We start from the raw sequence: 25,837 nt of genomic DNA, 5'->3' as shown, positions 1-25,837 counted from the left end.
ACATGCAACTGATGCTTCCCCTGCGCACCCTGATGCTGGCCGTGCTGACAGCCGTGGCGCTCCCTTCGCTGGCGGCCGAGGTGACCTGGACCGATACGGCCACGGTCGATGCGGAGAATGCGGGCTGGGGCCGCCTGGCACGGCTGCCGGACGGACGCTGGCTGGCGGTGACGACGCGCTATCCCGGTGGCGAGACCACCACGCTGCAGTTCTCTGTCAGCGACGACAAAGCCCGCACGTGGGCGCCGCTCTCCCGGGTGGAAGAGCCCAAGCGAAAGCTCGACAACGGCGAGCTGATGGTCCTGCCCGAAGGTCGCGTTCTGCTGGCGATGCGCTCGCTCATCGATGGCGTGTCTTACCGATTGAACGTGTATGCCAGCGACGACCAGGGGCGCAGCTGGCGGTTCCTCAGCACCATCACACGCAACGAATCCCCTGCCGGTCGCAAGGACCGGGGGGTGTGGGAGCCGGTGTTCACGTACTTGGAAGATGGCACCTTATCGGTGGTCTACGCCGACGAAACCCGGGCGGACGAGCAGCCCTCCTATAACCAGGTGGTATCGCAGCAACTGTCCCGCGACGGAGGGCGCACCTGGAGCAAGGCGGTGACGATCGCCAACCAACCCGGTGGCGGCCTGCTCCGGCCTGGCATGCCTGTGATGGCGCGGCGTCCGGACGGAGGTTACCTGATGGTGCTTGAGACCTGCGGGGATGACCCGCAGTGTCCGGTTTCCTACAAGACTTCCGCCGATGGCCACACTTGGCCGGCAGGCCTGGGCACTCCGCTGGCGGACCAGCGCTGTGGCCCCCACGTCATGACCACCCAAAGCGGCACCATGTTTGTCACCTCCTGCTCCAACGAAGTGAGCGCAAGCGAGGATGGCGGTGCCAATTGGAAGACAGTGAGGCCACCCGCATGGCCGATCGGCTTCCGCCACTCATGGCCGGCAGTGATCGAATTCGGCCCGCAGGAAATTGGCGTGGTCAATGTGGTCGACGGAAGCGTAAAAGTCCGATTTGGAACTTACACGTCAACGGATCGCAACTGAGTACCGCTAACCCTGGCTAGTGAACACATAGGTCAGCGCGTCGTCGGCTTCAACCGGCCAACGGCGGAGATGCTACTCAGTTCACCCACCTGACCAAGGTGACCCAGCGAAAAAACCCCGTTCGGCTACTGCTTCTATGGCGGCAGCCATTGCGTCACAATACTCGCACCTGTTCCCTCATGCTCTTCCATTCCAATGAGCAATCGAATCCTCTGGCTCCTCACTCTGACAGCTGCCGGGCTTGCGATTTTCGACTCGTCCGCCGCCTCTTGGCCTGAAAGCCGTAGCGATGCCGTAAAAGTGGTCGCGGAGATCCGCCGAGTGGTTGCGGACGACGGCGTGGAGCGGCTGGAGAAGGTCCGCATCGGCGGCATCGATCAGTGGGTATCGATCCGTGGGTCGGATCGTCGCAATCCAGTGCTTCTCATGCTCCATGGCGGGCCGGGCTGGGTATCGATGCCCACCAGTTGGTATTTTCAACGCGGCTGGGAAGAGTATTTCACGGTCGTCCAGTGGGACCAGCGCGGCGCTGGCAAGACCTACGCCGCTAACGAACCGTCCGTGATAGCACCCTCCATGACGCGCGAACAGATGGTCGCCGATGCGGAGGAGATGGTTGCATGGCTGCGGCGGGAGTTCGGAAAGGAGAAGATCTTCCTGCTGGGCCACTCTTGGGGCAGCTACCTCGGCCTGGAGGTCGCGCAACGCCATCCCAATTGGCTGCATGCCTACATCGGCATCGGACAGATATCCAACGCCCCGGAGAGCGAGCGGCGCGGGTGGGCGTGGACCCTTCACCAAGCCAAGGAGGACGGAAACGCGAAAGCAGTTGCCGAGCTCCAAGAGCTAGCCCCGTATGCGCAAGGCGCCGCGCCGGTTCCCTTGCAGAGCCTCTTCAAACAGCGCAAGTGGCTCAACCACTACGGGGGCATGGTTCACAACCGCCGTGGCGGCGATGCGGAAGCTGCAGCGATAAAGCTCTCCCCGGAGTATTCGGATGCCGACGTCGCGGCCATCTGGAACGGCAACGACTTCTCGATGGAGCACTTGCTGTCGGAGGTCTTAACCCTGGACATGTCATCGGTGCGTCGCATCGACACACCCGTGTTTCTGTTCTTGGGCCGTCATGACCACAACGTGTCTTCGGAACTGGCCGCCGAGTGGGCCGACAAGCTCACCGCTCCCGAGAAGCAGATCATCTGGTTTGAACAGTCTGCTCACGAGGTCATGATTGAAGAGCCGGGCAAGACACTGCTTACCCTCGTCCAACAAGTTCGCCCCATTGCAGAACGCGCAGGCGATACAGCACCTTAAATGAGGGGGCCCGCCAAAGAGTAAGTTCCACGCACTTTTATGCCCACAAAACCAGCCATGGAAGGGCTACCAGCCCTTGCGCGATTGCGTGGAGTTTGGCCGCCAGCTCAGGCCGATCGACGCTAGCAGTGAATTCCTGCAGATCCATCGCGGGACCAATAAAGGCCGATGTCAGACGAGCGCCGTCCAAATCCAAATGGATCCACGTGCCCGCCCGATTCATGGAAAAACTGCGAAGGGCGCCCCGCCCGCTTTCCGAGAGCCTGACCCTGAACTGCGGGTGCCCATTGGCGCCGTAGCCAAGAAATCGAATCGCGCTGAGCTCGACACGAGGTTGTATCAATTGTTGGATCTTCTATCGCCGTGATGGGTCGGCCTCTTCCCGATGCCTCCCCGCCTGAAACGAATTTACCCGTGTCTCTCCTGCCACGGACCGCTCAGAGTCAACTGCAAGCCAGTTTACGTCGAGATCATCCGTGCACCACCTAACTTGCTGACTCATTCATTGACCGGATGCAAGAGAGACGCGCGACGTGGGTAGGGAGAGGGAGGGGATAAAGAGAGGGTGAAAGCGACAGAGCGCTGCCATCTCGCAGCCGAATGGAAGCGCGCGGTCGGTATCGGTGACCAAGCAGCACGCCTTGCTCCGGTCGCTCAGATATTGCCCGGAGTGGAAGCCGGGCAAGCTGCAGCCCCGCCCAGATCAACCGCGCCGTCACCAAGAATGGCAAGGCGAAGCTGAGGCCATGGGGGCGCGCCGCGTCGATTGCATGCCAGCGGCAAGCATCACCGCTACGCACAGCATCGAGACCCACCAACCACAGCAGCCGCTATGCAGGTGGGCGGGCTACGGCCCAATCCGCGACCATCGCCGTCCAAACCTTCATCGCTGTGCCTCAATCCACTGTGCCACGTCGTCCACCAGCTGCGGAAGGACGTTGCCGGGCGTGTTGTATTCCTGCAGCGAACCCGGGCCTTGGCCGGCGACGCCCAGGTGGTTCACCGCCGGATAGTGTTTGAAGCTGGCTTGGCGCTGGCGAGCCAAGCCGTGGTGCCACAGCTGCCAGTCCGTATCCACGACTTGGAAGTCACGGCCGCCTTGGAGCAGCAAAATGGGCAGTGCTGAGGCCTTGGCGTCGGCGACCGGATCAATGTTCTCGAACGCGCGCCAGTAACTCGCCGGCACGCCCAGTGGCAGGTCCTTGGCAGCAACCGGTGCCGTGCCCCGTGCGGCGGCGATCTGCCCGTCCAGTTTGTCCAGGATGGCCTGGTCGTCGGCGCTGATGCTCCCATCCAAGCCCAAGAGGTAGCGGTTCTGTTCCGGCAACACGGTCAGCAGCGAGCGGGCCGGCGCTGACCACAGGACCAGCCCCGCCACCTTGCCCGAGCGCTGCGCAATGCGGGGCGCCAGCATGCCGCCCTGACTGTGCCCCATCACATAGACGTGGTGCGCGTCGATGCCGGTGGCCTTGGCCAGGCCGGCGACGGCCGCGACGGCATCGTTGGTGGTTTCATCGTCCATCGTGTAGTCGTTGCCGCTGAACTCCTGCGGCCGTGCTTTGGTGCGCTTTTCGTAGCGCAGCACCGCGATCCCGTGGGCGGCCAATCCGCGCGCTACGTCCAAGAACGGACGATTCGGTCCAATCGTTTCATCGCGGTCCTGTGGACCGGACCCGTGCACCAGCACTACCGCGCGGAACGGCCCTTTGCCCTTGGGCAGGGCCAGCGTGCCCGGTAGGGCGCCCTTGTCAGACACCACGTCGAAAGGCAGCTCTTGGAAACTTGCATCGGCTGGCACTGGGGGCGCTGGCGGCGCTTGTGCGGTCGCCGGTTTGAAGTTCAGGCCGGCAACGCGGCCGCCGGCATCTACCGCTACTTGCGTGTCGATGTCGACCACCGCAAACCTCAGCCGCTGTGTCACCACGCTCACCTCGCCGCGCGCAGTGACCTGTGCCGCGCCGCGATCTTGCAGTGCGCCGAACGATTGCCACAGGGCCTGCAGCTGCGCCGCCGGCACGGCCTTTGCCATCTCTGGAGTGAACATCGCCTCGGCCGCGGTAGCCTCACCGGCCTGAAGATGATCGAGCAGGGCGGCAGCGGTCTGTGCCGGCGGCGCAGCTTGGGCGAGCGTGGCGGTGAAAAGCAGCATCATGCCCATGCCCCAACGTGTCAGTGCGCGCATCTCGCACCTCCTTCTTGAGAATCCGCGCCGCCGGCGCCGACGGCAGGTGGACCGCGTCGTTCAGTTCCGAGCGCGGCCGCCCTTGCCGATTCACTTCGTCTGGGATCGCCCTTCGGTTCGCCTATCGGATTCGTTTCGATTTGAACAGTCAGGTAGCTCCAGCGTGTGCTCATGGCTTGATCTCCAATTGGGGGTTGAGATTAGGCAGACAGGCTGCCAAACGCTGCTGGCCTCTCACCCCAATGCGTCGGGATTCCATGCAGGAGGCCAGCCTCGGGCGTCACAGCGTCAACCAGCACCGCTTGCCCACCAGGCAAAGTTCATTCTGGACACCGGCTGCGCTTCAGTGCCTATTGCACCCTCGCCAGTCCCGTTTCCGCCTCTGGCGCCAGGGTGTGAATTACCTCCCCTTTTGCATTGAGGAACTCGATGGCGCCGTATCCCTCTTCGGTTACGGTCAGCCGCAGGCGTGTCTTGTCGGCTTTGTCGTTCAATGCGATCGCAGGGGCACCGTCTGCACCCACCACCATTCGGATGCGCGTGGACGTTTTAACCCCGGGAACCAAGCGGTTGTCGAGGGCAGGCTCACGCAGCAGCGGCGGTGCTTGGTTGATCGAGAACGCCACCTCGCCGTCCGGCGAGACGCGCCAGCCGATGGCATCCATCGCCGGGTGATCCAAGGCCAGAACGGCCATCCCCCCGGCCACGTCGGCGGTTCCGAAGCCGCCCCGCTCGCTGCCCTTGTCGTCGTAAAGCACCAGCCCGGCGACGTTGAACGCCCGGCGGTATTGGATCCCATCGATGATCGGCGCCGGCGTCCGGCCTGAAAGTGTCATGCGGATGACCCCGTTCTCATCGACGATATCGATGCGCTGTGCAGTGATCCGATCATGGTCGGGCTTAGCGACCTTTGTCTCCGGACTGCGGGACTCAATGATGCGCTGCAGCGCGTCCAGAGAGGGTCGGGACGGGGCTGAATCCTCCGTCGCATTTGAGAGAGGAGAGACAAACATGGAAGCGAGGAAAACGGCGAAGGCAAGTTTCTTCATACAAGTTCCCGTGGCGGTTAATGGCTTCTGGCGTAGCGCTTTGACACTTCAGCAAGACCTCAACTCCACGTCACCCACGCCCCCGGCTGCACTGACTGGACGTCGATGGCAGTTCCCCGCGCCACCCTGACCAGAGCGTCCAGAGGATCGTCTACTTCCTGATACTCATCAACCCCCGATATGCCGTAGTGGATTGGGACGAGAAGCCGCGCGCCCAGGACGGTTGCGGCGGCGATGGCCTGCTCGGGCGTCAGAACGCCCGGCTGTCCGTTGACAGGCTTGCGCCATCCGAACCTGGCGCCGTTTATCGGCAGGAACGCCACATCGAAGGGTCCGAGTTGACGGCCGATCTTCCACCAGTGGCCGTGCCACATCGTGTCTCCCCCATGGAATATCCGGCGGCCGGCCGCCGACGCCACCCAGGAGACCTGGGTGTCGCCGTATCCGTCCGAGGCGGGCACCGCCGTGGCGGTGAAGTCACCCAACAACTGCGGCTCCCAAAGGCGTGCTGGCCGTGCCCGGGCACCTCCAGGGATGGGAAGCGGATGGGTTCCCTCGGGGTAGATGAGGCTCCCGCCGTTCCGCAGTGCCTGCGCCACAGCCCCGGCGTCGAAGTGGTCCGAGTGGACATGCGTCAGCAAGACCGTCGTGTCGCCCACCCCGCCCTCAACGGGAACCAGGACGTCCGGCAGTGCCCTGCCCCACTCCGCAGCATTGGTCAGGGGGTCGATCAGCAAGGTTGAGCCTGGCAGCTGCAGGCGAATGCCCGCCCAGGCAAGGCGCTGAATCCGCAGGTCGTCCGACGCTGGCCGTGCGACGGCGTGGGAGACCGGCAACAGCGCGGCCGTGGCGCCAGCGGCGAGGCCGGAGAGAAAGACGCGACGGCCCATGCGTGCGCCATCTGGCACGTCGCCGCTCATGCGACATCCGCCGAACGGGCCAGGTAGGTGTCCAGCTCAAAGATGCCCTGAACTTCAATGGCCTCCAGATTGCGCAGATGCCACGCCGTTTCGAACGCGCTTGCCTCGACGCCGGGCGCCAGGCAGTCCCCGATCCGAAGGGTGGCCAACCGGGACGCCAGCGATTCACCCTCGCCTTGCGCGCGTATCGCCACCACGTTCTGGCGGATCCGGTCCAGGTAGTGCAGTGCGTTGTCGAGCACGGCGGCGGCAAAGCAGCCCATGTGCCCGCCGACGACGGTGCCGCGCCCGAACTGCTTCACCCGACCAATGGCCGTTCGAATCTGGACCGGGTCGGCCTTTGAGAGGTAGACGATGTTCCCCACGATGTTGTCGCCGACGCAGACCAGGTCGGCGGTGGGAACATCCACGCTGATGTGATCCAATGTCTTGCCGGGATTGTGCAGCAGGCGAAGCTCATGGCGGCCCCAGCGGATACGCATCGCGCTGTCGAACACCACCTGCGGCTCGCGGTAGAACGCGTCAACTCGGCGGTTCTGTGAGAGAAAGGTGTGGCGGTAATTGCGGTGCCCGATGACCATGGCATTGGGGAAGGTCGAGAGCCCCGCGATGTGGTCGCTCATAAAATGGGTGGCGACGATGACGCGCACCGTTTTCCCCAGCTCGTCGCAGATCAGCACGCGCAACGCAGCCGCGTCGGCTGCGCTTCCCAGTGCATCCACCAGCAGCGCGTCGTTATCATCGAGGAACACGGTCGCAACGGATTGGTGGTCCGCGCCAACGCACAAGAACACGTCAGGCCCCAGCGGTTTCAGATGCACATCGGCTTCCCGTTGAATGGAGGCCGCCATGATTGACGGGTACGCAGACGGCGACAAACGAGAAGATTTGACCTTCAGATTACTAAAACTAACCTGATAAGATCGGTCAACCGTGCAGGTAGGAACGTCCGATGAAGCCTCGCCACGCCCCTCCCTTGAATGCGTTGAGAGCGTTTGAGGCCGCAGCACGATCCCTCAGCTTCCAGAAGGCCGCTACCCAGCTGTTTGTCACACCGGCGGCGGTGAGTCACCAGGTCAAACGACTCGAAGCCTATCTGGGCACCGAGCTCTTTGAGCGCGGCCACCGGGCCGTGACGCTCACCTCGCAGGGCGCCACCCTTGCGGCGTCCCTCGCCGAGATTTTCGGGATGCTCGATCTCGCACTGGACCGAGCCGCACCGGCTGAACCCGGCCACCTGCGCGTCAGCACCATGGAGTCTTTCGCCGCGAAGTGGCTGGCGCCCCGGCTTCATCGGTTCCACGACGCCCACCCGGATATCCACGTTCGGCTTTTGACGACCGATCAGCTGGTCGACGTTGGCCAGGACCAAGTTGATGTCGCGATCCGATACGGCCTGGGGACATACCCGGGCGTGCAGGTTGAGAAGTTGATGGACGCCCCTGTGTTTCCGGTGTGCGCCCCGGGCACGTCACGGAGGGATGGAAAGCCGATTGCATCGCCTGCCGATCTCGCCCATGTCGCGTTTATCCACGATCAAAGCGCTGAAGGGCGCCCGGGCGTTCCCGATTGGGCGGCCTGGCTGCAGGCGGCTGCCTTGCAGGGCGTATCCGCTAACGCCGGCCCCTTGTTTCCCAGTATCTATCTGGCCCAGGAGGCAGCGGTCAACGGGCACGGCGTTGCGTTGGGATTGGCTCCCCTGGTAGAAGAAGATCTGCGGCGAGGACGGCTTGTTAGGCCGTTCGACGGCAGCCTGCCTAATGCGTATGCGTTCTGGGCGGTCCGCCCGCTCGCCGCACGTCGTAAAAGCGCAACAGACGCCTTCTGTCACTGGCTGCAGGCGGAAGCCACCGGAACTCTTTCCTCACCCGCCTTGCAGCAGACCGGTGCCCCTTGACCCCTCGACAAATCAAGGGCCGGTCCGAAGCCGGTGAGCAGGCTCGGGGGCGCCAGAGTCAGGGAGCCGGGGCATCCGCTCCGGAGAGGAGGTGGTCCGTCACTACACCCCCATCACGCTCAGGCGGAGATGCTGCGTTTCAGCCCCCCCCCTGTTCAGGAGCAGCGATGCCCACGTCAGCATCCTTCGTTATCCGCTCCTTTGAAGCGATCTATGCCTCGTCGGGCGATGTGGAGCGCATCCTCGCCCTGACAATGAAGTGTGGCGAGTGCAAGGCGACCTCATCCTCAGGAACGGGCTCCCTGGTTCAATTGCCTGGCGGTGCACTGTTCCGGTGCGCCCATTGCGGTTGCCACCAAGCCGTCAGCAACGCTCGGCTGTCGGCCATCCAAGGCCCCACCGGTGGGGGGACGTCGGCGTCGAAGCCGCTTCCCCGAGAGGTGACTTCGGCACGCAAGTCCATCTGCGCCAGGGCGCCATCGCTGCCGCTTGCAATGACGAGGTAGCCACCTCATAGGGTGACCACAGCCAGTCGCTGGATCTTGGCGCGATTGGATGGCCTTCACTGAACGGAAAGCCCCGGACCCCGCGTTAGTAAGTTCCCTGTAAGTTCGGATGACCAAAGCTCGTAGCGTCCTCCCACGACGCTACTTTCATGCTCAAGTCCGTATTCGCCCTTCCGCTCCTTCTCCCCACCGTTGCCCTGGCCCAAGGCGTTTCCAGCAGCAGTGACTTGCTCGCCGATGCTCAAGACGACCGATGGTCCCTAGGCGTCGCCGTCTCTGTCCGCGATAGCCCCTATGTCGGCGAGGGCACCCGCGTTCGCCCCCTCCCCTTGGTGACCTTTGACGGGCAGCGCTTCTTTTGGCGCGGGCTGTCTGGAGGGGTTCACCTCATCCAGGGCGAGGCCTTCTCCTTGGATGCGGTCCTTTCTGGACGCTTCGACGGGTTTGACATCAAGGACCTTTCCCGCGCCGGCCTAGCCCGAAATGGCCTGGACGCGACTGCCTTGGAGGACCGCGATGACGGGCTCGACGCCGGCGTGGCCGCCAGCTGGCGAGGGCGGGCCGGGGAGCTGAAGGTCAGCGCCTTGGCCGACGTAACCGACACCAGTGGGGGTTACGAGCTTGCTGTGGACTACGGCTATGCCCTGCAATGGGGGCGCACCACGATCGTGCCTGGTGCCGGGGTTCGATGGATGTCCAAGGATCTGGTCAACTACTACTACGGGACCCTGGACGAAGAAATCAGTCGGGGCGTGGCAAGCTACCAGCCCGGCTCAGCGCTGGTTCCCCAAGTCAGCGTGGGCTTCTCCCGCCCATTGGGGGGCAAATGGCGGGTGCTCGGCGGCGTGGACTACAAGTTCCTGCCGAACGAACTGGTGGACAGCCCCCTTTTGGAGCCCGAGTCGAACGGGTCCGCCGGGGTGCGCTTTGGAATATCCCGGAGCTTCTGATCGTTCATACTAAAACCTGAGCCCCCATGGTCCCCTCCGTGCCCGCCCCGGCCGTTTCCAATCGAATTGCCTTGGTTGAGGATCATCCACGCTTGGCCAGCTTGGTCGAGCGTGGACTGGGGGCTGCAGGCATCGCCGTGGACACGTTCGCCACCTTGGAGGCCGCCTGGCACGGGCTGCTGCGCCTTCCTTACGCGCTGGCCATCGTAGATCGCGGGTTACCCGATGGCGACGGCTTGACCCTGATCCGAAGGTTGCGCGCGGCGGACAATCAGCTCCCGTGCCTGATGCTGACCGCCAAGGACGCGCTGCATGATCGCGTGGCCGGGCTGGACGCGGGGGCCGACGACTACCTGCCCAAGCCCTTTGCCATAGAAGAACTCACAGCGCGTGTGCGAGCGCTGATGCGACGGCCCGCAGAGTTCCGCGAGCTTCATCTCAGCTACCACGGTCTTCAGATCCTGCCCGAACTCAGCTGCATGCGGCACCATCAAGAGCAGATCAGTCTGGCACCGGCAGAGCTGCAACTCATCATCCTGATGGTGAGGGCCGCTGGCCAAGTGGTCCGCCGCACCGCACTGGAGGCTGCCGCTTGGGGCGTTTCAGACGCTGTCACCCCCAATGCCTTGGACGTCGCTTTGCACCGCCTACGGAAAAAGCTTGCTGCGATTGACGCCCCGCTTGCCCTCATCAACGTGCGCAATTTGGGCTTCTCTCTCCTCCCCTCCGATGCTGCCGCGTAGCCTGACCGCGCGCTTGATGATCGGCACCATGCTGGCGGTGCTGGTCGCCGCAATGCCTGCCATCTTGGTCATGCTCGCCATGACCTCTCCTAAGCTGCCTGAGCGCTTACTTCGCACGGAACTGCAAGAGGAGCTTGATCACCTGATCGAAGGAACAAGAAGAGATGCGAAAGGGAAGTTCTTCGTCGACTTGAAGCCACAGAACGTCAACGCTTACGACGCCATGACGAAGGACTCTGCCTATTGCATCGTCGATAGTGCCGGAAACACTGTCCTCCAAAGCTCGCCCGGCCCGGCCTTGGATGCCCTGACAGCGCTGCCTACAGGCTCTGACTCGATGATGGTGCCGAGCAATGGGACGGTCGTTCGTCTTCGAGTGATGCAAGGGCCAGTGGACCTCCAAGGCCATCGCTACGTTGTCCGGGTGGCGCGTAGTGATCGGCTCGTGCTGACACTCAGTGACTACGCGGGCACGCTCTACCTCAGGGCGGGCTTGACGACGCTGCTCTTGGCGCTCTTGACCTTCGCGATCGTGGTGTATTGGACCATCAGGCGAATGATCGCTCCTCTCAGGGAGGTCTCGGCGGTCGCCGCGCAGGTGAACCCCAGAAGTTTAGGAACCCGGCTCCGCAGCGAGGGGCTTCCCGCCGATGTCATTCCGTTGCTGGAGGCCTTCAATGGCGCCCTCGCCCGGCTGGAAAACGGCTTTCGGGTTCAACAGGAGTTCCTGGCTGCGGCGGCGCATGAACTGAAGACGCCCCTGTCCCTGCTAACCGCGGAGATTGAGCTGAGCAACGCGCCCAATAGGGAACTGCTGCTGCAGGACGCCGGGCATATGGCGCGCCAGATCCATCAGCTGCTGCATCTGGCGGAAGTGAGCGAGGCGCACAACTACAGCTTCGAGTCGGTTCGCCTTGCGGCGATCCTTCAGGATGCGGCCGACTACCTGATACGCATGGCCGAACAACGCACGGTGACGGTTGAAGTGAACGACCAATGCGGGCAAGTGCCGGTGCTGGCGGATGCGTCGGCAGTGTTTGTGCTGGCCAAGAATCTGATTGAAAACGCCATCCACCATACGCCCCTGGGCGGTCGAGTGCGCATCGAATTATTCCTTGGGGGCTTCTCCGTGCAGGACGACGGCCCCGGCGTAGCCCCTTCGCAGCAGCCCCTGTTGTTCAAGCGTTTCTGGCGAGCCAAGCCGCGGGACAGCATGGGGGCTGGACTTGGATTGGCGATCTGCTTGGAAATCTGCACCTCCCACGGATGGGCTCTCCGTTATGATGCACCCCAAGACAGAGGTGCGCGATTTGTCGTGGATACAAACCCGCCACTTGAGTCTCACCTCGACCTACCCACTGAGTATTCTCGGGCGACCAAGGCGGGAGTGTTAGCCCAAACGCCATGCGTTCCGTCCTGCCCGCCTACTAGAGAGAGAGCAACAGTGCCCAATACAGGTCGTTTCCACCTTCTGGATGTTGAAGGTCTGAGAAGTGAGGACGACCGACTCTTGGAGTTGACAAGGGTTTTTTGTCGCTGCCTTCAATGCAGTGCGGCGTTCACAGCCACGCCCGCTCAAGGGCTTGAACCCTTGGATGGCGGTGCCACGCTCCGTTGTCCCAAGTGTGGCGAGCACCAAGCCATCAGCCTAGTCCGATTTGAGGACTTCGCGCGCCGACATGGGACGAGCGCTTCTTAGGCCGACGTTGCTTACGCAGGTGGTCGCCTAGACTGGATTTGCCGGACCCGAGGGTCCACGGTTTGCACTGGATTGGGCTCGGTAGTCCAACGTCACGTCGTTGATCAGCGACGCTACCGCGGTCGCCAATCGCCTTCCGTCTGAAATGGAGCCGTAGAAGCGGATGGAGGCGCCGTCGACTTCCACCCCGGCCACGCCCAAGTCGTTCTTCAACGCATCAATACGCGCGTCGAACAGGGCAAGCCAGCTGGGATGCGGCGCAACGTCCAGCATGGCAATGATTGCCTCGTCTTCCGTTTGATCAACGTTTTCCTGTAGATCAGGGACGTCGAAGCCCAGAAGTCTGGGCGCACCGGTATCTGGGGATGCACTGGTCATGGTCGCATTATATCGCGAAGCGCTGACCTTTCCCTGGGTCATCGCGCCCCATTGGATTTCAGCTCAATGGGGCGCATGCCGAAGGGCTATCTCGGTTGCTTCACTTCAGCGGCGCATCGCTCTGTTGATACGTGCCGACGACGACGCCTTTTGCCAAGACGTGTCCCGCCGCGGCCTTAAGGACCTCATCCCGCGTCGCGCCCGGACGAACGTCGAGTGTCCTGTCCAGCGCCAGCACCTGGAAGTGATAGTGGTGTGGCGGGTCGCCCACCGGGGGCCTGGGCCCGTAGTAGCCTACGGAACCGCGGCTGGTTGCGCCTTGGAGGAGCCCTGCGGGGTTGGTCAGCCGGGGCTGGACTTGGACGCCCTCCGGCAAGCTGGTTACGGATGCGGGGATGTTCCAAGCGACCCAATGCACGAACGGCTTGATGGGCGTGGAGTCCGGGTCCTCGACAATAACCACGTAGGTCACCGCCTTCTGCACTGCATCCCATATCAGCGGCGGCGACAGCCCTTCGTGATACGCGCTGAAACGAGAGGAGAGCGCCTGACCGGCTTGGAAGGCCGGGGACCGGACGGCAACCGCGGTGGCCTGCGCCACGCGATCGAGGGCTAACGGGACGCCGTTTCCGGTCGCCACCTGCTTTTCAAGGGACTGCGCCGGGGGAGCAGCGGGGGCAGCAGGGGTGGCCTTTCCAGCGCTGTAGCTCACGCGGTAAATAACGCCGTTGGCGTCGTCACCCATCAAGAGTGCCCCGCCCCGCGTGACAGCCAAGCCCACTGGGCGTGCGAAATGGGTCCGGCCTTCATCGGTCAGGAATCCGCTGAGGAACGGCTCGAATGCGGTCGGCTGCCCGTTGCGGAACCGAATCCGCACCACCTCATAGCCCGAGGCCGGCTTCCGATTCCATGACCCCCGCATGGTGACGAACGCGTCGCCTCGGAAGCCGGCGGGATACTGGTTACCCGTGTAGAAGACCAGCTGCATGGGGGCCGCATGCGCGGTATAGCCCAAGACCATGGGTTCGCTCATCTGAGCCCACTGGGCCTTCGTGATTTCCCCAGGAGGTGTGCTCTGTGGATTCTGCCCATCCTTGCCCCAGATATGCGGCCAACCATACTGCTTGCCTTTGACGATGTGGTTGAATTCCTCCGGTTGAACGTCGTCGCCAAGGAAATCAATGCCGTGATCCATGCCCCACAGTTCGCCGGTCTTAGGATCCCAAGCGAAGCCCAAGGTGTTGCGCAGTCCACTCGCAAAGATCGTGCGGCTCTTGCCGTCCGGCGAGGCGCGCAACAGGGTCGCGTGCTCAGGATTGGATTCATTGCACGCATTGCACGAGGAACCCACGCTGATATACAGCATGCCGTCAGGGCCGAACGCCAGCGTCCGGTTGGGGTGCTGCCCACCGTCCGGGAGATCATTGATGATTCGCTCAATGGCTCCCAAAGACCCATCGGGGTTGAGAGGCGCCCGGAACACTTCGGTCGCCGTGGCCATGTAGAGGTGGCCGTCGCCGATGGCCAATCCATGGACACTCGGACGGTGAGCCACGGTCCGCGGGGCTTCATCCAACACCCCATCCTCGTTGGCGTCCTTTAGCAGCAACACGTCCCCTTGGTCACGGCGGGAAACGTAAATGTCGCCGCTGGGCGCCACGACAATGATGCGGATGTTCTGAAGATCCTTGGCGAAGGCTTTTACCTCGAAGCCTTGGGGCACCTTCAGGCCGGCGATGCGCTCGTCGGTCGCCGGAACCTTGTCGGGTTTGAACGTATTGACCCGGGCGGGGACATCCGTCCCGTCGCCCTGCTGAGCAAGGGCCGGCCACGCTAACGTCGTGAGCAGGGCGGCGCATACGAGGGTCCGTTTCATGGGCGGGCGTTCCAAAAGGTTAACCGGGACCTGAAGGATCGTGCCGCACCGATCAAGCGACCGCGAAAGCATTGCGAGCGCCGCGTGATCAGTCCATATTCCGAAGGTCTGAGTCCTGACGGCGTTTCACCCTACTTTTGGGAAGTTCCCGTAGACGTTGCATTAGCATCCGGGTCCGACGTCGCATCGGGCTTGTCCTTGCCAGAGTGAGCATGAACAGCGGCCGGGTCCTTGATCTGGATGACCCTCCCTTTTTGCCAAGCATCCGCTCCTGCATCGATGGGGGGCGCGACGATGTCGGTACGGCGCTTCCGCTTGTCCTCACTACTGACGCCCAACCTTGCGTCACGGGCAGCGACCATGGCTGGGTCCGCCTGGCCGTCTGCGGTGAACCCCATCATCAATTGGGGCATGCCTCGGGGCAGATCCTTGTCCAGGTCTGTGTGCCAGGTGTGCCAGGTCTTGCCATACGTGTGGATGAGCTTATCCATCAGCGCATGCTCGGCCACCTCGGGAATCCCTGGCGCAATGAGCTGACCCGATTTCACCTCTTGAACATGGCTGTGCCACAGCGCCTTTTCCTGCTCAGGGAGGCCTGCAAACAGCTTCTCACTGATGATGTATTCCACCCCCATCAGCTTGGCGTCTTTCACATTGCCGTCGTAGATCGTGCACTGGATGACATCCTCGTTGAGGATGGAGCAGTAGTGGTGCGCTTCCATCTGGACCTTCATCTGACCGTTGTAGAAATGGAAGCCGTCCAGATAGGCGTTGATGGCGTCGACCGGAGGCCGGTCCTGCAGCACCGCGGCGCCAGCGTCCAGCGCTTTGGTCTTCGCGGTTTCTTCGGTCCCCGGCGCTTGGACGCTGGACTCTGTGTTCCCGCCCCCGCACGCAGACAGGACAAACGCGACGGCGGCGCAAACGATGGATCGACGCATAGTGATTCCTCCTGAAAAGCGACGGCAGCTGGTAAGTGGGATCAGTCGTCCTGCGCCCACCGTGCCAGATTCTGTTGGATTGATTCGATACCTTCCCAAGGGTCCTTGCGCCTGCGTTTGAGCTTGGCGGGAACGTCCTTCATGGTGAAGCTATCGGCCCGGGTGAGCTTCGACAGCTCACTCCACGCGATGGGCATTGCCACGGGCGCGCCTGGCCGACCTCGCAAGGAATACGACGCAACAGCGGTGGCACCCCGCCCGTTGCGCAGGTAGTCAACGAAGATGCGTTTGTTTCGCAGGCTTTTCGTCGACGTAGCCAAGAATCGCTGCGGCTCGGACTGTGCCAGGGCGTCCGCGAACCCATGGGCAAACCGCTTGGTGAGATCCCAATCGCATCCGGGATTCAGGGGCACCACCACGTGCAAGCCCTTGCCTCCGGAAACGCGTAGGAAGGACTCCAGCTCCAACTGCTGAAGGAGCTTCCGAATGTCGGTGGCGGCTTTCTTGATCTCCGAGAACGGCACGTCCGGGCCTGGGTCAAGATCGAACACCACGCGATCAGCGCAGTCGGGCGAATCGGCGCGGCTGCCCCAAGGGTGGAACTCCAAGGCGTTGAACTGCACAAGCTCCAAGAGGCTGGCAGCGTCTTCGACCACCAGGTAGTAGGCATTGATCCCACTATCTTCCTTGAGCTTCACCGAGATGACCAACTCCAGACCCGCAGTGTGATGTTTTTGGAAGAAGCACGGCCGGCCGGTCCCAGCTGGGCAGCGGATGATCGACAGTGGACGCCCAAGGATCTCAGGCAGCAGATGGTCCATGACCGCGCTGTAGTAGTCCCACACATCCTGCTTGGTGGCCCTGATGTCGGGAAAGATCACCTTGGACGGGCTGGAGAGCTTTGGGGGAACCCGCTCTCCAGCATCCGCCCTGCCCTTGCTGTTCGTGGATTTGACGGCAACACCGCGCTCGGGTTCGGTGACGGCTTGCTTCCCGCGTTTGTTCGGCTTGGCAGATGCAGCACCGCCGCCGGAATCGTTGCTCCGATCCGAGTCCTTCAGATCGGCTACGTCCTTGTCGGGCCGCACCGCTTTCAGCGACGCTTGGCGCAGCAATTGTTGCCCGCCAATGCCTCGGTAGAAGACCTCGACGACAAACCGGGGTGCAAACCAGGTGGCGGCCCGCAAGTCGGTCTCTGTCGTTGGGACATGGGCGGTGGGCTTCTTCCCGCCGGCGGTGCCGATCAGCGCCGTCAGCTCCCCGATCAGGGTGTCCGAAAACCCCGAGCCGACGCGCCCCACGTAGAGCCATCCATGCTTGGGGTCGGGCTTGGCCAGTAGCAACGATCCGAAACCGGTGCGGCTTCCTTTGGGCGCGGTGTAGCCGACCACGGCGAATTCGTCGCTGGCCAACTGCTTGGTCTTCTTCCAATCCTCGCCCCGGCCGCCGTGGTAGCCGCGATCGGCGCGCTTGGAGATGATGCCCTCGAAATGCTGCTCACCCGCCAAACGGTAGGCCGCCTCCCCATCGCCGGCGATGTGCGAACTCATGGCCAGATGGGTCGGGGCTCCCTTGAGGACTTCCTCCAAGAGCGCCTTTCGTTCCAGCAGCGGAGCATCGGCGATGTCCACGCCATTGATATGCAGAAGGTCAAAGAGCGCATAGGACAGCGCACCCTGGCGCTCCCCAGATAGGGTGGCTTGAAGTAGATTGAAGTCTTCCTTGGTCCCGCGCCCCGCGATCAGCTCCCCGTCCAGGGCCGCGGACTTCAACCCCAAGGCAGCAATGGCGTCACGGATCTCCGGGATCTTGCTGGTCCATTCCAACGCGTTGCGCGACCACAAGCGAACCTCGCCTTCCGCCACCGTGGCCAGGATCCTGTAGCCGTCCCATTTGATCTCATGAACCCACTGCTCGCCCTTTGGGGGCGATTCGCCCAGCTTGGCCAACTGGGGTTCGAACGGGCCCTGGGGGGCCTCGGCCCTTTTACCACCGGTCAGCGCCGACGCCCTCTTGGCCCAATCCACGCGTCGAGCGGGTTTTGCGAGGGGGATCGCCTTGAGTCGCTTCTTGTCGGGCTTCCCGCTGCCGGCCCGTTTGAGGTCTGCGGCAGGGGGCACGGCGACATCCCCCAACAGGTCATCGGCCTCGACCTGGCTGGCGTAGGCATCGTCCTCCTTGAAGAGAAGCCACTGCGGCTGGCGCGCCGGCTTGCCGGATCGAACCAAGTGCCATCCGCCTTTGAGCTTGGATCCGAACATTTCGAAGCGCAGGTGCCCTTTGGCGAGTTGGGCCTCGGGATCCCCTTCGGTGGCCCAGACCCCGTGATCGAACTGAGCAACATGACCGCCGCCATACTCGCCTTTGGGGATCTCGCCCTCGAAACCAGCGTAGTCGACGGGATGGTCTTCCACCTCGACAGCCATCCGCTTGACCTTCGGGTCGTAGCTTGGCCCTTTGGGCACAGCCCAACTCTTGAGAGCGTCACCGACCTGTAGACGAAAGTCGTAGTGGCGCCGGCTGGCGTGGTGCAATTGCACGACAAAGATGGCTCGCTGCCCGGCGGGTAGTGCCTTGCCGGGTTCGGGCTCTTTGGTCTTGCTGAAGCTGCGCTTGCGGCGGTATTCGGTGAGGGACATGCCCCGCGCCCGTCACTTGCCCAGGTGGTTACGAACCGCAGCCGATGTGGGACCGACGGCCTTGACCGCCTCTTTGAGCTGAGCAGCCGTGATGCCCAACGCCTTGGTCCAATACTGGACCTCGTAGTCTTCGTTGACATTGATCCGGTCGCGATCGGGCGTTCCAGTCTTCTTTTTCTCGTCGCTCATGGCGCTGTAACTCCTTGGCAAGTAGCCCGTTTCTAGCCCTGCGCCCGTCGGGTCCCCGTGAATTGACGTTGCCCACCCCTTCACACCTACTCCTCCGGCAGCCCGTCGCCACTTCGCTGCATCCATAAGGTCCTAGCTCGACTAGACACACCAGCAGGCAAGGGCCGGGCAAGGGCACTGCTTAAAGGCTTGGTGAGCGTGGCACTTGCAGACGATCGACCAGTTCGGGGCAGAAGGCGGGGCATGCTCCGCGAAAAGATCTCGGGGAAGATGACTATTCGGATGGAGCGATCTGGTCGCCGCAGGTTAATGCATCGCTTCCGAAATTCAGCCCGCCTGGACTGTAGCAAGCATTCCGCTTACCCGCCTCGCCGCGCTTGGGGGGTCTAAGGCCACGCCATGGATATAGACGAAGTAGCCATCAAACTTCGCCGACGCTACTTGCATCCCTTCCGCGCGAGACATCTCCCTCTTGAGGGCCTTCAGCCACCGCCTAGGCACCGGAGCGTCAAGCTCCACCACTACGCCAGCGCCTCCCACCTCAACCGGCACTGCTTCGACGCGCACGACTTTTGGCGTTGGAACAGGCTTAGATGTCGCGACCATGGCTGCTTCCTTCGGATAGAAGGAGGAAATTATGTGCAATGAACGCCAATGCCGCGTTAACCCACAACGCAGCCGACCTTTCGGAGACGAAAAACACCGGCAGCCTCGGGGTAAGCGGCCTACATCCAATGACGTTGCGGCGTGCGCGTCGCGTGAGCCAGAGAACGTCCACTGCCTTAATGTGCGCCATTCAGGCAGACCTGCGCGCCCTCTTGACCGGTGTCTTCTTGGGAGAAGCCTTCTTGAGGGAGGCCTTCTTGGCGGCCTTCTTTTGCGGCGCACCCTTTTCCTCCTCCTTTCCCGATTTTGCTTGAGCCTTGGAGGCCGTCTTTACGGGAACACTCTTGGCGGGCGTGCGCTTGTTCGTCTCCAGGCTTTTCTGCAAGAGAGACATGAAATCAACCACGTTCGTGGCGGTGTCTTCTTGATGCGCGGGTTCTTCAAACTTGGTTGTGGCGCCTACATCTTTGACCCGCTTTTGAATGATTGCCGAAAGCCTTTCGCGGAACTCGTCGTGATAGCTGTCCGGGGCCCACTTACTGGTCATCGAGTTGATCAACTGCTTAGCCATCTCCATTTCTTTGGGAGCGATCCTGTAATCACCCGTCTGTCCAGCCGGCAACTTGTAGTCATCCGGTGCTACCAATTCCTGAGGATATCGAAGCAGGATGAGGACCAAGGCGTCACCTTCAGGCATGACCGCGCACAGGTATTCGCGGGTGCGAATCACCACTCGGGCGATGCCGACCTTTCCTGTGTCCCTCAGCGTTTCCCGAAGCAAGACATAACCCTTCTCGGCCTTCTTCCCCGGGACTAGGATGTAAGGTTTTTCGAAGAACCGCAGACCGATGCTGGATGCGTCGACGAACGCCTCTACGTCCACAGATTCGTGGGTCTCCGGGGCCGCAGCGGCAATGTCTTCCTTCTCCACGACAACGTAGCTTCCCTTGTCGTATTCAAAGGCTTTGACAATGTCTTTCCACGGTACTTCTTCGCCGGTGTCAGCGTTTACCCGCTCAAATCGAATCGGCTTCTTGTCTCGGGAGTCGAGCATCCGGAAGCTGAGATCAGTTCGGCGCTCCCCTGACATCAGCGATACCGGAATGTTGAGGAGACCAAACGACAGCGATCCACTCCAGATAGGCCTGGCCATAGCAATCCTTGTGGCCGTGGTCCGGTCGTTCCCTCCTTCTATCGCCCCTACCGTCGCGTATCCGTGAACGGTGCGCCAAGGCGTGGCTCACCGCAGAAACCAGCCTTGCCGAGAGGGCGGCAAGAGCGGGCGTTTGACTGGCCACTCCCGCAGACAGATCCCTGGAACGGACCACCTTCCTGAACTGTCGCGATCCACGTGCCAGTCATCGCTTTCCAAGGTCTCTTCCAAATCGCTTGAGCAGCTCACGGCTTGGTAGATGGCGTCTGCTACTGCCTCCATCTCGTGGTCAAATCAACGACAACCGTCAGGCGAGACCTTCGTCGGCCCGTCCCCTAGTCCCGGGAATCCGGGCACCAACTCCTGAAGATGCTCCGCTGCGTCACGCACCGTAAGACAGCGAAAACCCTTCATTGAGGCCCAGATCTCAAGTCGACGCACGATGGCAGGAGTCATGCCCCGGCCCTCATTCCGCTCAGGAGTTCAGCCTCGTTCCTCGGCCGTCGCAGTCAGGCGATAGCAATGGAAAAAACCCTTAATTCGCGGTTCGGCTGCTGTGAACCGTGACGTGGCGCACCCGGACCTGAACTATTTAGGTTCTTGCCTTTTCTTTGCCATAACGCTCACCAAGCGAAGACGAGAGAGTTCCTATGGTCCTTCCACCACCCCTCGATGAATGAGCACATGGGAAACGTCTTTTTTAACCGGGTTGCTTGCAGTGTTTCCAAGGCTTCCGGATCGCTGAGTGCATTTGTAGCCGCCTTGGGTGTTGTCGTCGTATGGGCAGGGAGCGGCCCGCTGTTTCGTTTCAACAACACGTGGCAGCTGGTCATCAATACGGGCACGACGATCGTAACGTTCCTGATGGTTTTCCTGATCCAACACACCCAAAACGCAGACACCGCGGCCATTCATATCAAGCTTGACGAATTGATCCGCGCCACGCACAACGCGAACGACGAACTGCTCAATCTGGAGGAAATGGACCAAGACAGGTTGGAGGAGGTCCGCCAGCGTTACGAGCAGCTCGCTAAGACGGCCGCTCACCTGAAAGCCAAGAAAGACCGCTGCATGCCTGGGGCGTGCGAGGAAGAGGAACCCGCCGGTGTGTAGTCCCCCTTCACGCCAACCCGATCGAAACTAACGTCGCGAAGCATAGCGTCTAACACCCACCCACTCTAGGAACCGCTGACATGGCGATTAAGACTGCCGAAGACCTCTTCATCCACGATTTGTCTGACATCTACAGCGCTGAGAAGCAGCTCACCAAAGCCCTGCCTCGCTTCGCTCGTGCGGCCTCCAATCCGGACCTCGCTGCCGCCTTCGAGACTCATCTGGAGGAAACGCAAGGGCAGATCGAGCGCATCGACAAGGTCGTCGAACTGCTGGGCATCCGTCTCAAGCGCATCAAGTGTGCCGCGATGGAGGGGCTTGTCGAGGAAGGCAAAGAAGCGATCGACAGCATTGAAGAAGGACCGGTCCGCGACGCGGCCTTGATCGGCGGGGCGCAAAAGGTGGAACACTACGAAATTGCCTCCTACGGCACCATCGCCGCGTTGGCCAGGCAGCTGGGCTATAAGGCCGCGATTCCGCTTCTTCTCGAGACGCTTGAAGAAGAGAAGGCGACCGACGAAAAGCTAACCCTGCTGGCGCAGTCCGGCGGGAACGCGGCTGCTGCGGCCGCCTAGTTCCGAGCGCTGCCGCACCGCTGCGGCAGCATTTCGTGCTGCCTGCACTTTTCAGGAGTCAGCCGTGGAAAGAGATCAAGAAGACCCACCTCTTCCGGGGGAAAACAACCCCAGAGAATCGCCTGCGGAGCAACGAGTCCGAGAGGCGCGCACTCACCGCAACCATGGAGAAGCGCTGGAAGAGACGTTCCCGGCAAGTGACCCTATTTCACCGTTTGTGCCCGCCAAACCACCGGCGGACGACAGCGCCTCGGACTCCTCTGACGCTCACCGCCTAAGTGGGGACCCGCCTAGCCCTGGCAAGGGCGTCAAGGGCAGTGAAACCGGGTCGGGGAATGCTTCCGATCCATCGGGCAGCACCCAGCCGAACTTCGGTGACGTCGGTAGCTCTGGAGGAACGCCAGGCTTTGCAGGTTGATTAGAAAAAAGGCGACGCCGGGGTGTAGCCTTTTCGTTCAGTCCCCTGTTCCATCGGCTCCATACCTCCCCCACGGTCTGGCAGACGCACAACATTAGGCACTACTGGCCATGTGGAAAAGAAACGGTTTATCGATAGTCCTGATCCTATTACTCATCTGCTTCTTGTTGGGACAGATCTGGACCGGCTTCTTGGCACACAATGAAGAGCTCAAGGAGGCACACAGGCCCCTGTTGGGGCTATGGGAGTATCTCCACAGCGGTCACTTCGTTAGCGCCACGTTCGAGAATTGGGAAAGCGAGTTCTTGCAGATGGGGATGTATGTCCTTTTGACTGTAAGCCTTCGCCAGAAGGGGTCGGCAGAATCCAGGCCCCTCTCTCCCGATGAGGAAGAAGAGCGTGTTGAAGATGGGCCCACGCCATGGCCGGTGCGGCGCGGGGGAGCGTGGAAGGCTCTCTATGGGCATTCTTTAGCTATCGCCTTCGGGCTTCTGTTCTTAATGAGCTTCTCTCTCCACTTGGCCGGCAGCTGGCGCGCTGAAGTTGACGAGATGGCCTCCAAAGGACTTCCGCCTCCCACGTGCTGGGAACACTTGTGGAGCAGCAGTTTCTGGTTTGAGTCGTTCCAGAACTGGCAGAGTGAGTTCTTGGCAGTGTTGTCATTGGTGATATTGACAATTTTCCTTCGCCAAAAGGATTCACCTCAGTCTAAGCCGATGGCTGCTCCCCACAGCCAAACGGGCGATTGAGCGGCTCCGGGAGCCGCGCATGAAGAAAACGACGCCCGCCCTGCTCATCGTTGACATGTTCAGTCGATTTGACTTCCCGGAGGCCGACTTGATTGCGAGCAGCGCGCTGAGCGCTTCAAAGGCCATCGCCCGCCTCCGGCAGCACTTCAAAGACGAGGGCGATCCGGTTATCTACGCCAATGATAATTTTGCAAACTGGCAGATGGACTTCAAGGATTTGGTTCAAGAGTGCTTGGCTGCGGACGGCGTCTCGGCGAAGATTGCAACTCTGCTTCGCCCTGCTCCTGATGATTACTTCGTTCTGAAGCCCAAGCACTCCGCGTTCCTGGCAACCCCCTTAGCCGTCCTTCTCGCAAAGCTGGGATGCAATCAATTGGTGGTGTGCGGGATGGCCGCAGACTCCTGCATTGCCTCAACTTGCTTTGACAGCAACTCCCGGGAATACGAGACGGTTGCCGTTCCAGAGGCAATCGCGGGCATCGGAGCAAGGAAGGCGAGAGCGCTGCAACTGCTGGAGGACTCTCAGGCAGCAAAGGTGGTGCCGATAGATCGCTACCTCCTCGGTTAGAGTCCTTCAGCCGCAGCCCAAGACGCCCTGCCCACGCGACCAATGCTGGCTTGCACTGAGAAGTGTCGGCGACTCACTGGGAAAGAACCTCTCCTATCCGAGAAGGGACTTGGGCGTTCATTAACGATGCGCTTGATGGCGGCCACAGTCGGTGACACATTTTCCATACGACACGGGAGCTTGCAGTTGGCGTTCGAAGAAAAAAGCCCTAGCCTAATGACGGACCTGAGCATGGTGGCACAGGGTTTTCGTCCCTCCCCTTCGCGGGCGACTGAGCTCGTGGATGCAGGCTTTGTATGGGTAATGATTGCCAAACCGCCACAGCTCGGCCTTACCGCCTTGGACAAGACCACGCTGATCTCCCTCGTCTGCGACGACGCCCTACTTGACCCCGCAGAGCTGGCGACGGCGGCTGAACTTTTGACGCCCTCCGTGACTGACTTCGCGTCTGACACCGCGTTCTTGGATGAGCTTGAGTCGCGGGCCCGATCAAGTCCAAAAATTCGCCCTACTCTCGAAAAGGGCGTCTTCTTGCTGTGGTTGCTAGCCGACATGCCCAGCACAGCGCCCCCCTCCGGTCCCCGTCTAGCTGCCAAGCACGAATACCCGTCGCCCATGCCCTTTCCCCGTAGTCACCGGGTCTGCTAGCTTGGATACCCCCGAACGAGGAACGCTGCAGTGGATATGGCTTGTAACCCGCCGGAGCGTAAGCAGTTCGGTAGTCTTCTGCTCGTCGACGGGCACACACTGGTGGCGGAGGGGATCGCAAAGTTACTGGAAAGCCGGTTCTCACGCATCTGGATTGCTTCAACGGCGCCGCGCTTCCAAGAGCTTGTCAGCCGAGTCCGCCCGACCTTGGTGATAACCGATCTCTACTTGCCTGGCGCCAGTTGCATAGCTCTGATGGACAGGACGCTGCAGCAGGAGGGGGCGCCGGCCTTCATGTTTCTCCTAGCAGAGGCCGGCCCAGACACTGTGACCCAGGCGATAGCGACCGGCGCGAAGGGATTTCTACACAGGCGCTGTAGCAGCGAAGAGCTGTTTCGCGCGATCGATTGCATCATGGACGGATGCACGTATGTAGCAGCGAGCTTTCTTGCCTCGCAGGCGGAAGCGGAAGCTGCAGCTCCCAAGAGGCGGCAGGCGATGCTGACCGCCAAGCAACTGCAGGTCCTGGAGCACGTGGCTTTGGGCATGAGGGCCCAAGACGTCGCGCAGAAGCTTCATCTTTCCACGCGCACGGTGGAATCCCACAAACGCGCCATTATGCGTCAACTGAATGTGGGCAACTCGCTGGAGATGGTTCGAGTGGCCCGGGAAGACGGAATCCTGACTTGAGCGTTCCCTAATACAGAAAAGGCTCGGCCTGAACGGCCGAGCCCTTGTCTCATCAACGTTTCGGAAGCTTACTCTTCCTCGTCCTTGCCGCCCTGCTGGCCAGACCGCTCGCGTTTGTCGTTCTGGCCCTGCTGCTGTTGACCCTGGCGCTGGGTATCGCGATCCTGTTGCCCCTGTTGCCCCGGCTGGTTCTGCTGACCCGGTTGGTTCTGACCGGGATTCGGATTCTGCTGATTCTGATTGCCCATGATCATTCTCCATGTTCGGCATCACCATGAAGCCGGTGGGCAAACCCTACCTTGCTATCAGTTAGGTTTCCGTAGCCGGACACATGAACGCCTAGACAGGCCGCGCACCTTCCTAACTCGTTCACCAGGCGAACGGGATGGGCTTTTACGTTGTCGGTGGGGCTTGGGCGGACCAGAACTCGGCCAGCAGACGCAGGCCCGGGTTGTGCTCAGCATCCTCTTCCAAGTAAGGGTGACAGCGCTCGCTCCAGCGTGCGGCTTCTATCTTCTGGATCATGGAGGCGTCGGCATGCCGGCAAGCCATCGACCAGTTCCAGAAGTAGCGTTCTGGCACTTCACCACTGGTGAGCACCCGGATATCTGCATGCCGCTTAGACTTCTTTATGCGGTCAAAAACCGAGGCAACTCCCTCCTCGGGGCCTTCCAGGTATTGGAGAAACGTTGTGCCGTCGTAGAGCAGCACCCCCGTCACATCCGCCATTCGATTCTGGGCCGACGCGTCGACGAGGATCTCTTCCAAATCCGAGTTGTCGAGATTTGAAGAGGAGCGGCTGGCGTAGGCCAAGGCGTAAATAGGCGGGCTGTCGGTCATCCCCCCTATGATATCTCAGCGACTTCGGCCAACGGAGCGGAGTCTGCTGCCGACGAATGGAACGCTGAATTGTTCACATAGGAGCCATTATACGATTGATCGGGCCCGCGAAAGGTTGATCATAGCCAGGGGTGCCCATTGGTTG

At 61.6% G+C, this 25,837-nt stretch carries 24 protein-coding genes; 11 read left to right on the top strand and 13 right to left on the bottom strand.

Going from position 1 to position 25,837, the window contains the following annotated elements; translation table 11 throughout:
• Positions 1 to 2 precede the first annotated feature (2 nt).
• Positions 3 to 1,049, top strand: a complete 1,047-nt coding sequence (locus GQ674_RS04765; RefSeq protein WP_159496166.1) for a sialidase family protein — start codon at positions 3 to 5, stop codon at positions 1,047 to 1,049.
• A gap of 195 nt (positions 1,050 to 1,244) precedes the next feature.
• Positions 1,245 to 2,363: an alpha/beta hydrolase gene (locus GQ674_RS04760; protein ID WP_159496165.1), complete on the top strand. Its 1,119-nt coding sequence runs from the start codon at positions 1,245 to 1,247 to the stop codon at positions 2,361 to 2,363.
• Positions 2,364 to 3,246: 883 nt separating this feature from the next.
• Here GQ674_RS04760 and GQ674_RS04755 read toward each other — a convergent pair.
• From GQ674_RS04755 to GQ674_RS04740, 4 genes are all read right to left on the bottom strand, one after another.
• Positions 3,247 to 4,545 carry an alpha/beta fold hydrolase gene (locus tag GQ674_RS04755; RefSeq protein ID WP_236546187.1) on the bottom strand — a complete coding sequence of 433 codons (1,299 nt, stop codon included), beginning with the start codon at positions 4,543 to 4,545 and terminating at the stop codon, positions 3,247 to 3,249.
• Positions 4,546 to 4,895: 350 nt separating this feature from the next.
• The gene (locus GQ674_RS04750) at positions 4,896 to 5,594 is read right to left on the bottom strand and encodes a hypothetical protein (protein WP_152153247.1); all 699 of its coding nucleotides are present in this window, start codon (positions 5,592 to 5,594) and stop codon (positions 4,896 to 4,898) included.
• A 59-nt stretch (positions 5,595 to 5,653) separates the two neighbouring features.
• The gene (locus tag GQ674_RS04745; protein ID WP_159496164.1) at positions 5,654 to 6,514 is read right to left on the bottom strand and encodes an MBL fold metallo-hydrolase; all 861 of its coding nucleotides are present in this window, start codon (positions 6,512 to 6,514) and stop codon (positions 5,654 to 5,656) included.
• Positions 6,511 to 7,365: an MBL fold metallo-hydrolase gene (locus tag GQ674_RS04740; protein ID WP_159496163.1), complete on the bottom strand. Its 855-nt coding sequence runs from the start codon at positions 7,363 to 7,365 to the stop codon at positions 6,511 to 6,513. The genes GQ674_RS04745 and GQ674_RS04740 overlap by 4 nt, the downstream gene beginning before the upstream one ends.
• Positions 7,366 to 7,466: 101 nt before the next feature.
• Here GQ674_RS04740 and gcvA point away from each other — a divergent pair, with 101 nt between their 5' ends.
• The 4 genes from gcvA (at position 7,467) to GQ674_RS04720 (ending at position 12,309) form a co-directional block, all read left to right on the top strand.
• On the top strand, positions 7,467 to 8,411 hold the full coding sequence (gcvA, locus tag GQ674_RS04735) for a transcriptional regulator GcvA (protein WP_159496162.1): 945 nt from the start codon (positions 7,467 to 7,469) through the stop codon (positions 8,409 to 8,411).
• Positions 8,412 to 9,066: 655 nt separating this feature from the next.
• On the top strand, positions 9,067 to 9,867 hold the full coding sequence (locus GQ674_RS04730) for a MipA/OmpV family protein (RefSeq protein ID WP_159496161.1): 801 nt from the start codon (positions 9,067 to 9,069) through the stop codon (positions 9,865 to 9,867).
• A 26-nt stretch (positions 9,868 to 9,893) separates the two neighbouring features.
• Positions 9,894 to 10,610 (top strand): response regulator transcription factor, encoded by a 717-nt coding sequence (locus GQ674_RS04725; RefSeq protein ID WP_159496160.1) that lies wholly within the window; start codon positions 9,894 to 9,896, stop codon positions 10,608 to 10,610.
• 16 nt (positions 10,611 to 10,626) lie between these two features.
• A complete protein-coding gene (locus GQ674_RS04720; protein WP_159496159.1) occupies positions 10,627 to 12,309 on the top strand; it encodes an ATP-binding protein in 1,683 nt (560 codons plus the stop codon).
• A 27-nt stretch (positions 12,310 to 12,336) separates the two neighbouring features.
• Here the strand turns inward: GQ674_RS04720 and GQ674_RS04715 are convergent, their stop codons facing one another.
• From GQ674_RS04715 to GQ674_RS04685, 7 genes are all read right to left on the bottom strand, one after another.
• Entirely contained in the window at positions 12,337 to 12,687 is a 351-nt protein-coding gene (locus tag GQ674_RS04715) for a hypothetical protein (RefSeq protein WP_159496158.1), read from the bottom strand.
• 100 nt (positions 12,688 to 12,787) lie between these two features.
• Complete coding sequence (locus GQ674_RS04710; protein ID WP_159496157.1) at positions 12,788 to 14,563, bottom strand: YbhB/YbcL family Raf kinase inhibitor-like protein; 1,776 nt, start codon at positions 14,561 to 14,563, stop codon at positions 12,788 to 12,790.
• 131 nt (positions 14,564 to 14,694) lie between these two features.
• Positions 14,695 to 15,504: an OBAP family protein gene (locus GQ674_RS04705; protein ID WP_159496156.1), complete on the bottom strand. Its 810-nt coding sequence runs from the start codon at positions 15,502 to 15,504 to the stop codon at positions 14,695 to 14,697.
• 41 nt (positions 15,505 to 15,545) lie between these two features.
• Positions 15,546 to 18,143 carry a DNA ligase D gene (gene ligD, locus GQ674_RS04700; RefSeq protein ID WP_159496155.1) on the bottom strand — a complete coding sequence of 866 codons (2,598 nt, stop codon included), beginning with the start codon at positions 18,141 to 18,143 and terminating at the stop codon, positions 15,546 to 15,548.
• A gap of 12 nt (positions 18,144 to 18,155) precedes the next feature.
• The gene (locus GQ674_RS04695; RefSeq protein ID WP_159496154.1) at positions 18,156 to 18,332 is read right to left on the bottom strand and encodes a DUF3606 domain-containing protein; all 177 of its coding nucleotides are present in this window, start codon (positions 18,330 to 18,332) and stop codon (positions 18,156 to 18,158) included.
• A 327-nt stretch (positions 18,333 to 18,659) separates the two neighbouring features.
• Positions 18,660 to 18,938, bottom strand: a complete 279-nt coding sequence (locus GQ674_RS04690) for a hypothetical protein (RefSeq protein ID WP_159496153.1) — start codon at positions 18,936 to 18,938, stop codon at positions 18,660 to 18,662.
• A 190-nt stretch (positions 18,939 to 19,128) separates the two neighbouring features.
• Positions 19,129 to 20,091 (bottom strand): Ku protein, encoded by a 963-nt coding sequence (locus GQ674_RS04685; protein ID WP_159496152.1) that lies wholly within the window; start codon positions 20,089 to 20,091, stop codon positions 19,129 to 19,131.
• A 684-nt stretch (positions 20,092 to 20,775) separates the two neighbouring features.
• Here GQ674_RS04685 and GQ674_RS04680 point away from each other — a divergent pair.
• The 5 genes from GQ674_RS04680 to GQ674_RS04665 all read left to right on the top strand — a co-directional run bounded on the left by GQ674_RS04680 (position 20,776) and on the right by GQ674_RS04665 (position 24,852).
• Complete coding sequence (locus tag GQ674_RS04680; protein WP_159496151.1) at positions 20,776 to 21,204, top strand: low affinity iron permease family protein; 429 nt, start codon at positions 20,776 to 20,778, stop codon at positions 21,202 to 21,204.
• An 80-nt stretch (positions 21,205 to 21,284) separates the two neighbouring features.
• Positions 21,285 to 21,779 (top strand): DUF892 family protein, encoded by a 495-nt coding sequence (locus tag GQ674_RS04675; RefSeq protein ID WP_159496150.1) that lies wholly within the window; start codon positions 21,285 to 21,287, stop codon positions 21,777 to 21,779.
• A gap of 528 nt (positions 21,780 to 22,307) precedes the next feature.
• Positions 22,308 to 22,946 carry a DUF6766 family protein gene (locus GQ674_RS21490; protein ID WP_201290217.1) on the top strand — a complete coding sequence of 213 codons (639 nt, stop codon included), beginning with the start codon at positions 22,308 to 22,310 and terminating at the stop codon, positions 22,944 to 22,946.
• A gap of 19 nt (positions 22,947 to 22,965) precedes the next feature.
• Entirely contained in the window at positions 22,966 to 23,514 is a 549-nt protein-coding gene (locus GQ674_RS04670; protein WP_159496149.1) for an isochorismatase family cysteine hydrolase, read from the top strand.
• Positions 23,515 to 24,198: 684 nt separating this feature from the next.
• Positions 24,199 to 24,852 (top strand): response regulator transcription factor, encoded by a 654-nt coding sequence (locus GQ674_RS04665; protein WP_236546274.1) that lies wholly within the window; start codon positions 24,199 to 24,201, stop codon positions 24,850 to 24,852.
• Between the two features lie 68 nt (positions 24,853 to 24,920).
• On the opposite strand, the gene GQ674_RS04660 is transcribed toward GQ674_RS04665, so the two are convergent.
• A complete protein-coding gene (locus tag GQ674_RS04660) occupies positions 24,921 to 25,100 on the bottom strand; it encodes a hypothetical protein (protein ID WP_159496147.1) in 180 nt (59 codons plus the stop codon).
• A 145-nt stretch (positions 25,101 to 25,245) separates the two neighbouring features.
• Complete coding sequence (locus GQ674_RS04655; RefSeq protein ID WP_159496146.1) at positions 25,246 to 25,692, bottom strand: BLUF domain-containing protein; 447 nt, start codon at positions 25,690 to 25,692, stop codon at positions 25,246 to 25,248.
• Between the last annotated feature and the right edge of the window lie 145 nt (positions 25,693 to 25,837).

This window comes from Stenotrophomonas sp. 364, from assembly GCF_009832905.1.
Lineage (GTDB): Bacteria > Pseudomonadota > Gammaproteobacteria > Xanthomonadales > Xanthomonadaceae > Stenotrophomonas > Stenotrophomonas maltophilia_AP.
Note: the sequence above shows the minus strand (reverse complement) of the source record. Positions and strands in the feature narration are given on the sequence as shown.

Coding starts and splice junctions, on each gene's coding strand:
- GQ674_RS04765 (WP_159496166.1), top strand. CDS start 3: ATGCAACTGATGCTTCCCCTGCGCACCCTGATGCTGGCCGTGCTGACA.
- GQ674_RS04760 (WP_159496165.1), top strand. CDS start 1,245: ATGAGCAATCGAATCCTCTGGCTCCTCACTCTGACAGCTGCCGGGCTT.
- GQ674_RS04755 (WP_236546187.1), bottom strand. CDS start 4,545: ATGCGCGCACTGACACGTTGGGGCATGGGCATGATGCTGCTTTTCACC.
- GQ674_RS04750 (WP_152153247.1), bottom strand. CDS start 5,594: ATGAAGAAACTTGCCTTCGCCGTTTTCCTCGCTTCCATGTTTGTCTCT.
- GQ674_RS04745 (WP_159496164.1), bottom strand. CDS start 6,514: ATGAGCGGCGACGTGCCAGATGGCGCACGCATGGGCCGTCGCGTCTTT.
- GQ674_RS04740 (WP_159496163.1), bottom strand. CDS start 7,365: ATGGCGGCCTCCATTCAACGGGAAGCCGATGTGCATCTGAAACCGCTG.
- gcvA (WP_159496162.1), top strand. CDS start 7,467: ATGAAGCCTCGCCACGCCCCTCCCTTGAATGCGTTGAGAGCGTTTGAG.
- GQ674_RS04730 (WP_159496161.1), top strand. CDS start 9,067: ATGCTCAAGTCCGTATTCGCCCTTCCGCTCCTTCTCCCCACCGTTGCC.
- GQ674_RS04725 (WP_159496160.1), top strand. CDS start 9,894: ATGGTCCCCTCCGTGCCCGCCCCGGCCGTTTCCAATCGAATTGCCTTG.
- GQ674_RS04720 (WP_159496159.1), top strand. CDS start 10,627: ATGATCGGCACCATGCTGGCGGTGCTGGTCGCCGCAATGCCTGCCATC.
- GQ674_RS04715 (WP_159496158.1), bottom strand. CDS start 12,687: ATGACCAGTGCATCCCCAGATACCGGTGCGCCCAGACTTCTGGGCTTC.
- GQ674_RS04710 (WP_159496157.1), bottom strand. CDS start 14,563: ATGAAACGGACCCTCGTATGCGCCGCCCTGCTCACGACGTTAGCGTGG.
- GQ674_RS04705 (WP_159496156.1), bottom strand. CDS start 15,504: ATGCGTCGATCCATCGTTTGCGCCGCCGTCGCGTTTGTCCTGTCTGCG.
- ligD (WP_159496155.1), bottom strand. CDS start 18,143: ATGTCCCTCACCGAATACCGCCGCAAGCGCAGCTTCAGCAAGACCAAA.
- GQ674_RS04695 (WP_159496154.1), bottom strand. CDS start 18,332: ATGAGCGACGAGAAAAAGAAGACTGGAACGCCCGATCGCGACCGGATC.
- GQ674_RS04690 (WP_159496153.1), bottom strand. CDS start 18,938: ATGGTCGCGACATCTAAGCCTGTTCCAACGCCAAAAGTCGTGCGCGTC.
- GQ674_RS04685 (WP_159496152.1), bottom strand. CDS start 20,091: ATGGCCAGGCCTATCTGGAGTGGATCGCTGTCGTTTGGTCTCCTCAAC.
- GQ674_RS04680 (WP_159496151.1), top strand. CDS start 20,776: ATGGGAAACGTCTTTTTTAACCGGGTTGCTTGCAGTGTTTCCAAGGCT.
- GQ674_RS04675 (WP_159496150.1), top strand. CDS start 21,285: ATGGCGATTAAGACTGCCGAAGACCTCTTCATCCACGATTTGTCTGAC.
- GQ674_RS21490 (WP_201290217.1), top strand. CDS start 22,308: ATGTGGAAAAGAAACGGTTTATCGATAGTCCTGATCCTATTACTCATC.
- GQ674_RS04670 (WP_159496149.1), top strand. CDS start 22,966: ATGAAGAAAACGACGCCCGCCCTGCTCATCGTTGACATGTTCAGTCGA.
- GQ674_RS04665 (WP_236546274.1), top strand. CDS start 24,199: ATGGCTTGTAACCCGCCGGAGCGTAAGCAGTTCGGTAGTCTTCTGCTC.
- GQ674_RS04660 (WP_159496147.1), bottom strand. CDS start 25,100: ATGGGCAATCAGAATCAGCAGAATCCGAATCCCGGTCAGAACCAACCG.
- GQ674_RS04655 (WP_159496146.1), bottom strand. CDS start 25,692: ATGACCGACAGCCCGCCTATTTACGCCTTGGCCTACGCCAGCCGCTCC.